This is a genomic window from Microbacterium sp. ARD32, from assembly GCF_031844385.1.
In the GTDB taxonomy this organism is placed as follows: domain Bacteria; phylum Actinomycetota; class Actinomycetes; order Actinomycetales; family Microbacteriaceae; genus Microbacterium.
This window is the reverse complement of the sequence record NZ_JAUZVD010000001.1, coordinates 264,655-278,140: the sequence shown is the minus strand read 5'-3', so window position 1 is coordinate 278,140 and position 13,486 is coordinate 264,655. Positions and strand designations below refer to the sequence as shown.

General features: G+C 71.0%; 11 protein-coding genes and 1 pseudogene. 4 read left to right on the top strand and 8 right to left on the bottom strand.

Annotated elements, in window-relative coordinates:
• The 4 genes from Q9R19_RS01265 to Q9R19_RS01250 form a co-directional block, all read right to left on the bottom strand.
• Complete coding sequence (locus tag Q9R19_RS01265; RefSeq protein ID WP_311254538.1) at positions 1-2,982, bottom strand: SMC family ATPase; 2,982 nt, start codon at positions 2,980-2,982, stop codon at positions 1-3.
• Positions 2,982-4,151, bottom strand: coding sequence for an exonuclease SbcCD subunit D C-terminal domain-containing protein (locus Q9R19_RS01260; RefSeq protein WP_311254537.1), 1,170 nt, complete (start codon positions 4,149-4,151; stop codon positions 2,982-2,984). Before Q9R19_RS01260 ends, Q9R19_RS01265 begins: the two co-directional genes overlap by 1 nt.
• A 246-nt stretch (positions 4,152-4,397) precedes the next feature.
• Positions 4,398-4,856, bottom strand: coding sequence for a DIP1984 family protein (locus Q9R19_RS01255; protein ID WP_311254536.1), 459 nt, complete (start codon positions 4,854-4,856; stop codon positions 4,398-4,400).
• Between the two features lie 99 nt (positions 4,857-4,955).
• Positions 4,956-5,264, bottom strand: coding sequence for a GNAT family N-acetyltransferase (locus Q9R19_RS01250; protein WP_311254535.1), 309 nt, complete (start codon positions 5,262-5,264; stop codon positions 4,956-4,958).
• A gap of 337 nt (positions 5,265-5,601) precedes the next feature.
• On the opposite strand from Q9R19_RS01250, the gene Q9R19_RS01245 reads away from it, so the two are divergent.
• Both Q9R19_RS01245 and Q9R19_RS01240 read left to right on the top strand, forming a co-directional pair.
• The gene (locus Q9R19_RS01245; protein WP_311254534.1) at positions 5,602-6,291 is read left to right on the top strand and encodes a winged helix-turn-helix domain-containing protein; all 690 of its coding nucleotides are present in this window, start codon (positions 5,602-5,604) and stop codon (positions 6,289-6,291) included.
• Positions 6,292-6,397: 106 nt separating this feature from the next.
• On the top strand, positions 6,398-7,345 hold the full coding sequence (locus tag Q9R19_RS01240) for a DNA-3-methyladenine glycosylase 2 family protein (protein ID WP_311254533.1): 948 nt from the start codon (positions 6,398-6,400) through the stop codon (positions 7,343-7,345).
• A gap of 10 nt (positions 7,346-7,355) precedes the next feature.
• Here the strand turns inward: Q9R19_RS01240 and Q9R19_RS01235 are convergent.
• Positions 7,356-7,811: pseudogene (locus Q9R19_RS01235) on the bottom strand (ATP-binding cassette domain-containing protein); the annotation flags it as partial.
• Positions 7,812-8,022: 211 nt separating this feature from the next.
• On the opposite strand from Q9R19_RS01235, the gene Q9R19_RS01230 reads away from it, so the two are divergent.
• Positions 8,023-8,424 carry a VOC family protein gene (locus Q9R19_RS01230; RefSeq protein ID WP_311254532.1) on the top strand — a complete coding sequence of 134 codons (402 nt, stop codon included), beginning with the start codon at positions 8,023-8,025 and terminating at the stop codon, positions 8,422-8,424.
• On the opposite strand, the gene Q9R19_RS01225 is transcribed toward Q9R19_RS01230, so the two are convergent.
• Complete coding sequence (locus Q9R19_RS01225; protein WP_311254531.1) at positions 8,425-8,859, bottom strand: NUDIX domain-containing protein; 435 nt, start codon at positions 8,857-8,859, stop codon at positions 8,425-8,427.
• A 361-nt stretch (positions 8,860-9,220) separates the two neighbouring features.
• On the opposite strand from Q9R19_RS01225, the gene Q9R19_RS01220 reads away from it, so the two are divergent.
• Positions 9,221-10,447 carry an RtcB family protein gene (locus tag Q9R19_RS01220; protein ID WP_311254530.1) on the top strand — a complete coding sequence of 409 codons (1,227 nt, stop codon included), beginning with the start codon at positions 9,221-9,223 and terminating at the stop codon, positions 10,445-10,447.
• 99 nt (positions 10,448-10,546) lie between these two features.
• Here Q9R19_RS01220 and Q9R19_RS01215 read toward each other — a convergent pair whose 3' ends face one another.
• Positions 10,547-12,007 (bottom strand): MFS transporter, encoded by a 1,461-nt coding sequence (locus Q9R19_RS01215; RefSeq protein ID WP_311254529.1) that lies wholly within the window; start codon positions 12,005-12,007, stop codon positions 10,547-10,549.
• Positions 12,008-12,058: 51 nt separating this feature from the next.
• A complete protein-coding gene (locus Q9R19_RS01210; protein ID WP_311254528.1) occupies positions 12,059-13,390 on the bottom strand; it encodes a M20/M25/M40 family metallo-hydrolase in 1,332 nt (443 codons plus the stop codon).
• Positions 13,391-13,486 lie beyond the last annotated feature (96 nt).

Genomic DNA, 13,486 nt, shown 5'->3' with positions numbered 1-13,486 from the left:
TCAGCCGCGCGGAGCGTCGACCACGCTCGGTCCATCGGGCAGTGCGCGCACGGTGAGCTGCGCCGGAATCTGCTCCTGCATGGCCTCCACGTGACTGATCACCCCGACCGTGCGGCCGCCCTGACGCAGCTCGTCGAGCGTGCGCATGGCCGTCTCGAGCGTGTCGGAGTCGAGAGATCCGAAGCCCTCGTCGATGAACAGGGTGTCCAGGCGGATGCCGCCGGCGCGGGCCGTGACCACCTCGGCCAGTCCCAGGGCGAGTGCGAGGGAAGACAGGAACGTCTCCCCGCCGGAGAGCGACTTGGCGGGTCTGGTCTGGCCGGTGAAGGCGTCGAAGACGACGATGCCGAGTCCGGATGCCGCGCCCCTGGCCGCCAGCGCATCGGAGTGGCGCAGCTCGTAGCGCCCGTCGGACATGTCGCGCAGCCGCAGGTTCGCCGCAGTGACGATCTCCTCCAGCTCGGCGGCGAGCACGAAGGTCTCGAGGGTCATCCGGCGGGTGTTGCCCGAGCGGCCGGCGAGAGTGTCGGCCAGGCCGCGCAGCACCTCGAACTCCTCGGCCTCGGCGGCGGTCTTCGCGTGCTCGGATGCCGCCGCGTCGACGGCCGCGGTGAGACCGGACTGCACACCGCGCGCCCGGCTGTCATCGTCGACGGCCTTCAGCCACGCGCTGCGGGAGGCGGCGGCGGACTCCTGCGCCGGGGCGAGATCGATCGCCTCGTCGGGGAGCACCCGCAGCTCGAGATCGAGCAGCAGGGCGCGTTCCTTCTCGCGCGCCACCCGGTACGCGGTGACCCGGTCGTCGAGCGCCTGGGTCTCGGTGGTGCTCAGCAGGGCCTGCTCCGCCGCGGTGACGTCGTCGAACATCGAATCCTCGATGGCCCGGTCACGCTCTCGCCGGGCCGCGCTCGCCCGCTCCGCAGCATCCAGATTCGCATCGATCGCCTCGGCGGCGGCCGTGGCGGCGGCGACCTGCCGCTGCGCCTCGGCGACACGCGCGGCAACCGATTCGTGATCGCCGCGGGCGGCGGTGACGAGCTGATCGGCATCCGCGATGCGCTGCTCGACGAGGGAGAGCGCGGTGCGGGCGGCCTGGAGCGCCTCGGATGCCGCCGTGCGCCGCAGCTCGACATCCGCGGCATCCCGCTGCAGCGATTCGAGTTCTGCCGTCAGCGCCTCCGCGCGCGCCGCTGCCGCGAGAGCCGCTTCGCGCGCGGTGCGCGCCTGCTCCAGCTCTGCGGCCGCCTGCTCCGCGGTGCGCCCGCCCGCCCGCTCGGCCGCGGCCGCCTGGTCGGCGCGCACAGCCGACAGGGCGCGGGTCGCCTCCCTCTCGGCGGTCGCCGCGGCGTCGCGGACGGCCTCCGCCTGGGCGATGTCGTCGGCCGTCACCGGGTCGGCGTGCTCGGCGGGCGACGGATGCTCGACGGAACCGCACACGGCGCACGGCTCGCCGGCCACCAGCGACTGGGCGAGCTCACCGGCGTAGCCCTCGAGGCGGCGTCTGCGCAGCGCGGAGAGCTCGGTCTGAGCGCGCGCGTGGGCTTCGCTCGCCTCGGCCTCGATGCGAGCGGCCTGCGCGGCGGCGTCGGCGAGGTTCTCGACGTCGAGCACGCCCGTGGCGCGGGCCTCGGCCGCCGCGACGGCCTGGGCGGCCGCCTCGGCGAGCGCTCCCTGCGTGCGGGCGGCGTCGCGCTCAGCGCTCACCTGCGCCACCCGCTCGGGGAGCGTGTCGCGTTCGACATCGATCGCGGCCAGTTCGGCCTTCAGCGCGCGCTCGGTCTCCCGCGCCGTCGCGAGCTCGGCGGCGCGCCGGGGAGCGGATGCCTCCAGCTCGGCCGCCTGCTGCCAGGCGCCGCTCTCGCGGATGCGGTCGGAGGCCCAGGCGCGGTAATCGCCGGCGAGAGCCGATGCGGGAACGCCGGCGTCGGTGGTCGCGTCGACGGCACCCGCCTCGGCCCGTGCGGCCTGCTCCGCAGCCGTGTGCGCCCGCGCGGCCGCGGTGATCAGCGCTCGCAGCGCCTCGGCCGCGCGCCCACGGTCTCGCCGGTCGGCGGCCACCGCGATCCCGTCCGCCTGCGCATCGAGCTCGGCGAGAGCAGCACGGGCGCGGTCGCGGTCCAGCTGCCCCTGTCGCTGCTCCTTGAGCTCGGCCAGTGCGGCATCCGCTGCCGCGAGAGCCTTCTCCGCGGCGTCGCGCTCCGCGCCGAAACGCTCCACCTGGTAATCGGCGCGCGTGATGGCCCGTCGCAGGCGCTCGATGCGCGAGTCCGCAGTGTCGGAGCCGGCTTCGGCATCCTCGCCCCACAGCTGCGCATCGGTGGCGACCCGCTCGGCCTCGTCGAGCCGGGCGTCGACCGTGGCCCTGCGGCCGGCGAGCGCCTGCTCGGCCGTGCGGCGCCGCTCATCGAACCGCGCCTGGTAATCGGAGAAGCGCTCGGTGCCGAACAGCCGGCGCAGCAGCGCCTGGCGCTCCTTGCTGTCGGCGAGCAGGAAGTCGGCGAACCGGTTCTGCGCCAGCAGGATCACCTGCAGGAACTGCTCCTGGCTGAGCTGCAGGATCTCATCCAGCTCGTGCGCGACATCGACCACGCGGGCGGCTCGGCCGATCCACTCGCCGTCGACGAGTTCCTCCAGCAGCGCCGACGGCTGCTGCGTGGTCATGCCGCCGCCGCGCTTGGCGGGGCGCTCGTAGGCGGGCGAGCGGGTCACCCGGTAGCGGCCGGCGACGGTGCTGAACTCCACGACCACCTCGGTCGCGTCCTCGGGTTCGCAGTGATCGCTGCGCAGCCGCCTCTCGCCGCCGTCGTAACGCGGCACACCCCCGTACAGGCCGAAGCACACGGCATCCAGGATCGACGACTTGCCCGCCCCGGTGCGCCCCGCGATCAGGAAGATCCCATCGTCGGCGAACGCGTCGAAATCGACGATCTGTCGCGTGCGGAACGGGCCGAACCCCTCGACCTCGAGGCGGTGCAGGTGCATCAGACGAGCGCCTCGGCGCGCACCCGATCGTCGAGCACCTCGCGGATCAGCTCGGTCTCGCGGTCGGTCGCCCCCTGCCCGTCGCGCACGTGCTCCAGGAAGGCCTCGATGCGCTCGACATCGGTCACCGCCGTGCGCAGCCGCTGGGCGTAGGAGCGCTCGTCGCCGGCATCCGCCCCCCGCGGCTGGTGCTGCACCAGCGCGCAGAACGGGAAGCGCTCGCGCAGGCGCCGCATCGGCTCGTGCTGCGGAACGGCGTCGGTGTACACCGCGCACACCCAGTCGCCGGCGTGCGCTGCGGTGTTCTCGTCGGAGAGGATCTCCGCCAGCGTGCCGGTGAGCGTGACCAGCGCACGCGGCACCGGCAGCGGGAGCCACTGCGTGGCGGCGAGCCCGTCGGCATCCAGCTCCACCAGCCAGGACCCGCGCTCCTTGTGCTGCTCGCCGAAGCTGTAGTGCAGGGGCGCCCCCGAGTACCGCACGCGGTCGCTGAGCTGCTGGCGACCGTGGATGTGCCCGAGCGCCACGTAGTCGGGCCCGTCGAAGGATGCCAGCGGCACCACGTCGAGCCCGCCCTGGCGCACCTCGCGCTCGAGGCCCGCGGTGGCGTCGACCCCGGCCGCGAAGCAATGCGCCACGGCGACCGAGCGACCCTCGTGCGCGGCCATCCCCTCGCGGACGCGGCTCATCGCGTGATGCATCACCTGCGCCTGCGTGCGCAGCGCGGGGGCGTTCCCCTCGGCCTCCGTCCAGTGCTGACGCACGATCGCGGGCTCGAGGTACGGGATGCCGAAGAAGCGCACCGGGCCGTGCTCGTCGTGCACGGTGATCGGGGTCGTGATCGCGAGCGGGTCGGTGAGCACGTGGATGCCGTCGCGCAGCAGCCGCGAGTGGAACCCGAGCCGCGCCGCCGAGTCGTGATTGCCGCTGGTCATGATCACCGTGGCACCGGTGTCGTGCAGTGCCATCAGCGCGTCGTCGAGCAGGGTGTAGGCGGATGCGGCGGGCGTGGCCGAATCGAAGACGTCGCCCGCGACGACCACCACGTCGACGTCGTTCTCGCGCACCTGCGCCGCCAGCGCGTCGAGCACCTCGGCCAGCGCCGCGAGCGTGGAGTGCCCGTGGAACGTGCGGCCGATGTGCCAGTCGGAGGTGTGCAGGATTCGCATGTCTCCAAGGTACGGACGGCCTCCGACATCGCCCCTGAGGCGTGCCGTGACAGCAGCGGAAGGTCCCCTGACCCACCCTCACCGCGACGACCGGCACGTGGTGATGCGACCTGCGCTGTGCGCTGTCACCGGTGCGGAATGCGGGGCTGCATCATGCGATGGATGGGCTGCCCTCCGCCCGGTACTGGTCGACTTGCCCCGCCGACCAAGGGGTTGTGCCCGCTTCGTCGCGACTACCGACTTTCGCTACTCGTCCAGATCGTTCCCCCAGTTCGCCTGCTGGATGCTGCTGTCCAGCTCGCGCAGCTCCCTGGCCGCCTCATCCGCCCTGCTCCGCAGCTCGCCGACCGGAAGCGCGGAGAACTGGCGCAGCTCGGAGCGCATCTGCCGCAGGAACCCCTGGCCGGATGCCGCCGCCGCGGCGTCGGTAAGCAGCGAATGCCGCATCCGCAGCACGTCGCGTGCGGCCAGGGCATCCGTCATCGTGCCGTCGCCCACCGCGACGCGCGTGTTGGTCGCGTTGATCCGCTGGATCAGCTCGCGCAGCCGGTCCAGCGCGGCATCCGCCTCGACGAGCAGGGCCGATGCGTCCTCGGCCGGCTCCTCGCCCTCCTGGTAGCGGGCGTTGTCGGATATGCGCGCACGGAGCTGCTCGATGCGGCGCTGCAGATCCGCGCGGACGGCGAGTGCTTCGGCGAGTCTCATGCCGCCATCGTCACACACTGCGACGGGGCGCGCGAGTCATCGGATGCGTCGGATCAGCGGGTGCGGATGCGTCGGATCAGCGCGATCGGATGCGTCGGATCAGCGGGTGCGGAGCAGGCCCTGCTTCTCGGGATGGGCGTCGAACCAGTCCGCGACGTACCAGCACACGGCATCCACCCTGCGGTCGCCGCGGGCCTCGACGTCGGCGACCGCTCCGGCGACCACCTGCGCGGCGTATCCGTACCCGCGGTGCGCCGGAACGGTGAACGCGCGGGTGAGCGCCACGGTGCGCCCGTCGTCGCGGTAGTCCAGCACGCTCACCAGCTCGCCGTCGCGCGTGAGTGCGTAGCGGGAGGCATCCTTCTCATCAGTGAGCTCGAAATCGGGATCATACGCGGGCTGGGTCACGCCACCACGTTACGCCGTGTGACGAAGCCGGGAAGGCCACGTTTTGACACACGGCGACACGATGGGAAATAATCAGCCCCATGACCACCGACGCACGCCCTTCGTCCGCCCAGGAGGCGAACAGGACTGCCGGGATGATGATGCCCGGTCGCGTCGGCATGTGTTGCCGAATGTGTTGCTAAGGCGCAACAAGACAGATCGACCTGTTTCGTCCCTCCATCCTGAGGGGCAGGTCTCTGAGCGCCCACCCTTCGCGCTCATCCCCCACCGGCTCATCCCGGTCATTCGTGCAACGCCTCCTGAGCCCGCCGGCTCGCAGCCTTCAAGGACCATCATCATGTCGAACACCGCCCTCCTCGAGCGTCCCGTCACCGCACCCGTCCGCGTCGTCTCTCCCGCAGACGCCGCCGCAGACCTGCCCTCGATCCGCTCGCCGCGCGGCTTCGCCCTGTACGTCGGGATCGACGAGATCAAGGCCGCCGCATCCGGTGTGAGCCTGCCGGTGCTGGTCGACGCTCTGCGCCGCACGCTCGCCGAGCTGGCCCCGAGCGCCGAGACCCACGCCACCGTCGCACTCGCCCCTCAGTCGGCCGGCGGCCGCGACCTCGACGTCGTGCGCCTCGCCCTGCACGAGCCCGGCGCGATCGCCCGCGCGAATGCGGCCGTCGAGGAGGAGAAGGACGAGGAGGCCGGCGTCGTCGTCGACATCTCCCGCAAGCGCGTGCTGCTCGACGGCGAGTCCGCCGCGTTCACCTACAAGGAGTTCGAACTGCTGCAGTACCTGGTGCTGCGCGAGGGCCGCACCATCGAGCGCGCCGAGCTCGTGTCCGCCCTGTGGCAGTCGTCCTCGGATGAGGATGCCCCGGGCGAGCGCACCATCGACGTGCACGTGCGCCGCCTGCGCGCCAAGCTCGGCCGTCACGAGGACATCGTCCGCACGGTGCGCGGCGTGGGCTACCGGTTCGACCGGCACGCCGACGTGAGCATCCGCTACGGCCACGGCACCCCTTCGCCCGACCGCTTCTGATCGATTCGTTCCGCCGAGACCCCGGCTTCCGCCGCGTCGGCACCACGGGGTCTGGACGACGACACGGGGTGTCGGCGATGTCAGGCGCCGCGCGTAGGGTTTCGGTATGACCCTGACGGATGCCGCGCCGACAGCGCACGCGGTCCCGCGCGAATCCGTCCATCGGCCTCGGCATCCGCTGGATCTGATGGCGACGGTCGGGATGCTGCAGCGCGGCCGCAACGATCCGACCATGGTCGTCGAGGGCGGACGCATCTGGATGGCGTTCCGCACGGATGCCGGCGTCGCCACGCTCTGCCTCCGCGCCACGTCCGGCGGTGTGCACGCCACCGCCTGGGGCCCGGGCGCGACCGAGGCGCTCGATCGGGTACCCGCGCTGTGCGGTGCTGACGACGATCAGAGCGGATTCGACGTCTCCGGGCATCCGAGGCTCGCGGAGGTCGCGAGGCGCAATCCCGGCATCCGCCTGACCCGCACCGGCCGCGTCTTCGACGCGCTCACCTGCGCGATCATCGAGCAGAAGGTGACCGGCATGCAGGCGTTCGGCGCCTGGCGGCATCTGGTCAGCCGCAACGGCGAGCGCGCGCCCGGGCCCACGCCGCGACCCATGTTCGCGGCACCGCACTCCGAGGTGTGGCGGGCGATCCCCTCGTGGGAGTTCCATCGCGCAGGGCTCGAGCCGCCTCAGGCGCGCACGATCGCCCGCGCGGCGATGCGTGGTCCGAGCATCGAGCGCGCCGTGCTCGCGGCATCCGACGGCGACGGGCGGGAGCGGGTGCTCACCAGCCTGCCCGGCATCGGACCGTGGACCTCCGCCGAGACCCGCATCCGCGCACTCGGCGACCCCGACGCCGTGAGCGTCGGGGACTTCCATCTCGCGCACGAGGTCGGGTTCGCGCTGACCGGCAGCCGGACCGATGACGACGGGATGCTGGAGCTGCTGGCCCCGTGGGCGGGCCACCGGCAGCGCGTCATCCGGCTGATCTTCGCCTCCGGCGTCCGCGAGCCGCGGCGTGGTGCGCGCCTCGCTCCCGAGGATCACCGGGACCGGTGACCCGGGGCCGTCACCGGTGGTACACGGCGAACTTCCCGCCAGGTCCATCGACCACGGTCACGGGGGTGTGGAACACCGCGCTCAGCACCTCGTCGCGGATGATCTCCTCCGGCGTGCCGTGCACGGCGATCCGCCCGCTCTCCATGGCGACGATGTAGTCGCTGTAGGCGGCCGCGAAGTTGATGTCGTGCAGCACGACGACGATCGTGCGTCCGAGCGGATCCGCGGCCCTGCGCAGCTGGCGCATTATCTGCACGGAGTGCTGCGCATCGAGGTTGTTCAGCGGCTCGTCCAGCAGGAGATACTCGGTGTCCTGCGCGAGCACCATCGCGACGTAGGCGCGCTGTCGCTGCCCTCCCGAGAGCTGGTCGAGGAAGCGCTGCTCAAGGTCGGTGAGGTTCAGGAAGTCGATCGCCTCGGAGATCTTGTCCTCGTCGTGCTGCGTGAGCCGGCCGCGGTGAGCGGGCAGGATGCTGACCGGTTGCGTGGCATCTGGGACGGCCTGCTCGACGGCGGAACCGCAACCATCCCCCTGGCGCCTGCGCCCTGGGGTGGCGAGTTCGGCATGCTCGTCGACCGCTTCGGCATCGCCTGGATGGTGTCGATCGACGCCTGAGCCGTACGGCCGCCGTCATCCGGTCCGCGCGGATGTCGGCGGCATCCGGCACACTGTGGGGATGGCGACCTTCGATCACCTCGGCATCAGCGTCGACGACGTGCCCGCGGCATCCGCGCAGTTCAACCCGGTCTTCGAGGCTCTCGGATACACCCGCTCATATGACGCGGATGAGCACGCGTACTGGCGACGCACCGACGAGCCCGAGATCCTGCTCTACAAGTCCCGCGAGTCCGGTCAGCACGTGCACGGCCGGGTCGGCTGGCAACACCTCGCGTTCGCCGTCGAGTCCCGGGAGGAGGTCGAGCGCATCCACGCGATCGCCCTGGCCGCGGGATGGACCGAGGTGCGGGCGCCCAAGGAGTACCCGCGCTTCACCGAGCGCTATTACGCGGGCTTCATCGAGGACGACAACGGCATCCGGCTCGAGATCATGCACAACCCGCCGCGCGACGCGGGCTGATCATCCCGCAAGGCTCCGCGCGAGGTCGAGGATGCCGTCGGGATACATCGGCAGCGTCGAGTCGCCGAGCTCGTCGAGCGGCCACCATCCGGCTGTCGAAGCGCCGTCGATGATGCGGCGCCGCTCATCCAGGGGCATCCGCTCGAGCTCGTCGCTGCGGATCGAGAACACGTGCACCACTTCGTGCCCGCGGCGCCCCGCGAGCGTGAAGAGGTTCTCGGTCACCGCGTGCAGTTCGGCCGCCTGGATCTCGACGGCCAGCTCCTCCTGGAACTCCCGTCGAAGGGCCTCCTCGGCGCGTTCACCGAAGTCGATGCCGCCGCCGACCGCACGCAGGAATCGGCCGTACCGGTCGGTCGCGGGATACTCCTCGGCCAGCACGTGCCCATCGCGCACGATCAGGCCGACAGCGATGTTGCGGATGCGCTCGGTCATCGGCTCAGCGTAGCGGCCGCTCCATGGGTCGTGCGCCGATCCGCTGACTCACTCGGCCCAGGCCTGCTGCGCACCGGCCGCGGATTCGCCCTTGACCTGCCGTGCGATCCTCCCCTATGGTTGCAAGGCTGCGCCGACCGGTGCAGCAGCCAGCCGAGGAGACGACGGAATGACCGCACTGCGCGCCCTTCCCACGGTCCTTGCCTTCGAGCAGAAGCGCAACGACCGCGACGAGTCGTACCCTCCGGCGCGCGCCGTGTGACAGCATCCGCTGCTCGCATGCCCCGCACCGTCAGGTCCGGGGCATTTTTCATGAATCCTCCGTGACCTGTGACCGGCACATCACAGAAGGAAAGGAATCATGGAGAGGCTCTCCGCACGGCTGCTGTCGTGGGCGTCCCTGATCGACGAGAAGACGCTCGATCAGGCGCACACCACGGCACGCATGCCGTTCATCCACCCGCACCTGGCGCTCATGCCGGATGCTCACCTCGGCAAGGGGGCGACGGTCGGCTCGGTCATCCCGACGCTCGGCGCGATCATCCCCGCCGCCGTCGGTGTCGACATCGGCTGCGGCATGATCGCCGTCCGCACGCAGTTCACGGCATCCGAGTTCGCCCAGCGCGACCTCGCCCCGCTGCGGGAGGCGATCGAGCGCGCCATCCCCCTCTCGGCAGGCCGGTACAACCGCAAGGTCGTCGCCACCGCAGAGCCGAGGATCGCGGAGTTGGACGGCCTCGCCGAGAAGAACGGCTTCGACCCGGCGTCGTACGCCGGCAACTGGATGCTGCAGCTGGGCACCCTCGGCTCGGGCAACCACTTCATCGAGGTTTCGCTCGACGAGCTCGACAGGGTCTGGCTGTTCCTGCACTCGGGCTCCCGGGGCGTGGGCAACAGGATCGCGACGCACCACATCGCGGTCGCACAGCGGCTGGCGAAGCAGAGGGGCCACGCGTCAGAGGCTCCGCGCAGCGCGGAGCGATGCGTGGAGGGGACGTGGGGACGGATCGACCTTCCGGACCCTGACCTGGCCTACCTGGTCGAGGGCACTCCCGAGTTCACCCGGTACATCCGGGAGCTGCGGTGGGCCCAGCACTTCGCTCTGCTGAACCGGGAGGAGATGATGGACCGGGTGATCCGTCAGGTGTCGGAGTTCGCCGGCACTGCGGTGGACGAGCAGGAGCGGATCAACTGCCACCACAACTTCACCGAGTCGGAGAAGCACTTCGGCAAGCAGGTGTGGGTGTCGCGGAAGGGCGCCATCCAGGCGGACGCAGGTCGGCCCGGGCTCATCCCCGGTTCGATGGGCACCGCCTCGTACGTGGTGGAGGGGCTGGGCAACCCCCTGTCGCTGAACTCCTCACCGCACGGCGCAGGCCGGGAGTACTCCCGGTCGGCGGCGCGGCGCACCTTCACGCACGACCAACTGCGGACGGCGATGGCCGGCATCGAGTTCCGTGACACGGACGCCTTCATCGACGAGATCCCGCAGGCGTACAAGCCGATCGACACCGTTATGGCGGATGCATCCGACCTGGTGACGATCCGGCACACGCTGCGCCAGATCGTCAACGTGAAGGGCGACTGACCGGCATCCTCCGAACCACTCCTTGCTCCAGTATGAGTTCGTGTCGCCTGAGCACGATCCAGGCGACACGGACGCATACGGGAGCGGGAGGCAGTGCGGTCAGACGACCGGGGCGTCCTCCGCCACGCGATCGGTGAACGCCCGCTTCGGCACGAAGGCGAGCAGCACGGCCGCGGCGAGCGCGGTGAGCCCGCACACGATCCACACGGTCAGGTACCCGGAGAACGAGCCGGCGGTGCCCTCCGCCCCGCCGGCGACCACGCCGTTCAGCAGCGCGATGCCGAACACGCACGACGCGATCGCACCGCCCACGGTCTTGACCGAGTTGGTCAGGCCGGTCGCGACACTGGTCTGCGTCGACGGCGCAGCGGATGCCGCGGCAGCCGGCAGCGCGGCCACCAGCGCCCCCGATCCCAGTCCCACCACGATCATGTTGACGATGACCTGCAGATAGCTGTCGTGGAACGGCAGGAACAGCAGGAATCCCACGCCGACGAGCACCGAGGCCCCCATCAGCGTCACCCGCGGCGCGGTGAGTCGTGCGATCAGCGGGAACAGCAGCGCGCCGGTGATCATCGCGATCAGGTAGATGCCGATGATCAGCGAGGTCGCGAATCCTGTCGTGCCGAGTCCGTAGCCGTTGACGGCAGGGTCGGTGCGCGCGAACGTCGACAGCGGAGCCTGCGCGCCGAGCACGCTCACCCCGAACAGCCCCGCGGTGAGGAACACCGGACCGAGCGCGGGCGAGCGGAACATGCGCACGTCGATCACCGGGTCGTCGTGGCGCAGCTCCCAGAGCACGAACGGGATCACCAGCAGGATGCCCAGCACCACGACGCCCCACGACCAGAAGCTCGTCACCCCGCCCGGCAGCCGCAGCAGGCTGAGCCCGCCGGTGAACGCGATCAGCGCGAGCGAGATGAGCACGATGCCCACCGTGTCGAGGCGTCCGCCGGTCAGTTCGGGCGACTCGGTCACGCCGAACAGCACGACGAGGAAGCACACCACGATCAGCAGTGCCGGGATCAGCAGCACCAGCCACAGCGGCAGGAGGTCGATCAGCGCGCCGCCGGCGAGTGCCCCGAGGATCGCTCCGCTCTCCAGCGCCGCGACCAGCATCCCCGCCGCACGGGCGGTGATCACCGAGCGACCGGCCATCGAACGCGACCGCGACCAGATCAGGGCGATCTCCAGCGGCAGCCACACCACGTAGAACCCCATCAGCGCCCAGCCGATCAGGAACACGACGAACGAGTCGGTGAACGGCAGCACGAACGCGGCGGCACCGGTCAGCGCGGTGGAGACCAGGAGCATCCGCTTGTGCCCGATCATGTCGCCCAGCTTCGCGAACGCGGGCACGACGAGTGCCGACAGCATCAGCTGCGCGCCCTCCAGCCAGTTCACATCGGCGTCGTGGATGCCGAGGTGTCGGGCGATGTCGGTGAGCATGGGCGTGTAGTAGCCCTGCAGCACCCCGCTGGTGAACTCGACGAAGGCGAGGAAACCGACCACGGCGGCGAGCGCGCCGAGGGTCACTCGGCTGGGTGATGTGCGCGTCATCGCGCCTCTCTTTCAGATGGGTCCCTGAGCCTGTCGAAGGGTCGGGTGGGTTCACCCTAGCCGTTCGAGGAGCGCGCGGTGGAACCGTTCCCCTCGCTCGAGCGCCGCGATCTCGACGAACTCGTCCACGCCGTGGATCGCGGCCCGCTGCACGGACGACATCTCCAGCGGAGCGAACCGGTAGACGGCGGGTGAGAAGCGGTGGAAGTGGCGCGAGTCGGTGGCGGCCATCATCACGTAGGGGGTGGCGGGGATGCCGGGATGCGAGACCGCGAGCGCATCGGCGAGCAGCTTCCACGGCGGTCCGTCGGTGGACGATTCCGGGGAGGGCTCGGAGGCGTCGAGCACCTCGATCGCCACCTGCGGATCGCGGATGCGGTCGCGCACGCGCAGCACGGTGCCGTCGACCGTCTCGCCGAGCGCGAGGCGCAGATTGATCGTGGCGGATGCCTGGGACGGGATGACGTTCGAAGCCGTGCCGCCGGACTGCATGGTGGCGGCGACCGTGGTGCGCACGAGCGCCGCCGGCTCGCCGCCGAGACGTGCGAACAGCTGAGCCGTGATCCACGGCATCCTACTGAGGATATTGAGCGCGACCCCGGCGGTGCCGCGGGTGCGGGAGGCGAACTGCGCCAGCATCCTGCTGATCGCCTTCGGCGTGCGGGCCGGGAACATCGCCGGGTGGAGGCGATTCACGGCGCGGGCGATGCGCCGCACCGCCGTGAGCGTCGGCGGCGTGGAGGCGTGCCCGCCGTCGCCGCGCGCGGAGAGCCGCAGTGTGACGATGCCCTTCTCCCCCACGCCGATCATGGCGGCACCGCCCGGTACGAACGGCAGGGGTGAGTCGACCACGGCGCCGCCCTCGTCGACGACCAGCCACGGCGTGATGCCGCGCTCGCGGAAGGCGTCGGAGATCGCCAGCGCGGCGTCGCCGAACGTCTCCTCGTTGCCGCCGAAGGACAGGTAGACATCGCGCGCCGGCACGAAGCCGTCGGCCAGCAGGTTCTCCACGGCCTCGATCACGACGATCAGCGGGCCCTTGTCGTCGAGCGCGCCTCGCCCGTACACGCGGCCGTCGGCGATGCGCCCCTCGAACGGCGGGTGGCTCCACGGGTCGGACTCGTCGACGGGCACGACGTCGTAGTGCGCCATCAGCACGACCGGATCGGATGTCGCATCCCGACCCTTCCAGCGGAACAGCAGGCCGAGGTCGGTGTGCTTCTCGAGCGCGAGGTGCTCGTGCACGCGGGGGTACTCCTCGGCGATCAGTCGCTCGAAGGCGTGGAAGGGCTCGAGCCCGCGCTGCTCGAGCTCCGCCGAGACGGTCGGCAGCCGGATCATCTGCGACAGGCGCTCGGCGATGCCGGGGCGGACGGTGCTCATCCGCTCAGCCTAGTGGTGGCGTTCCGCCTGCTTCCGGTCACAGCTGCACGATCCGGGAACACCTGCACGACGAAAGGCCGCGATCGGCCGTGCGTC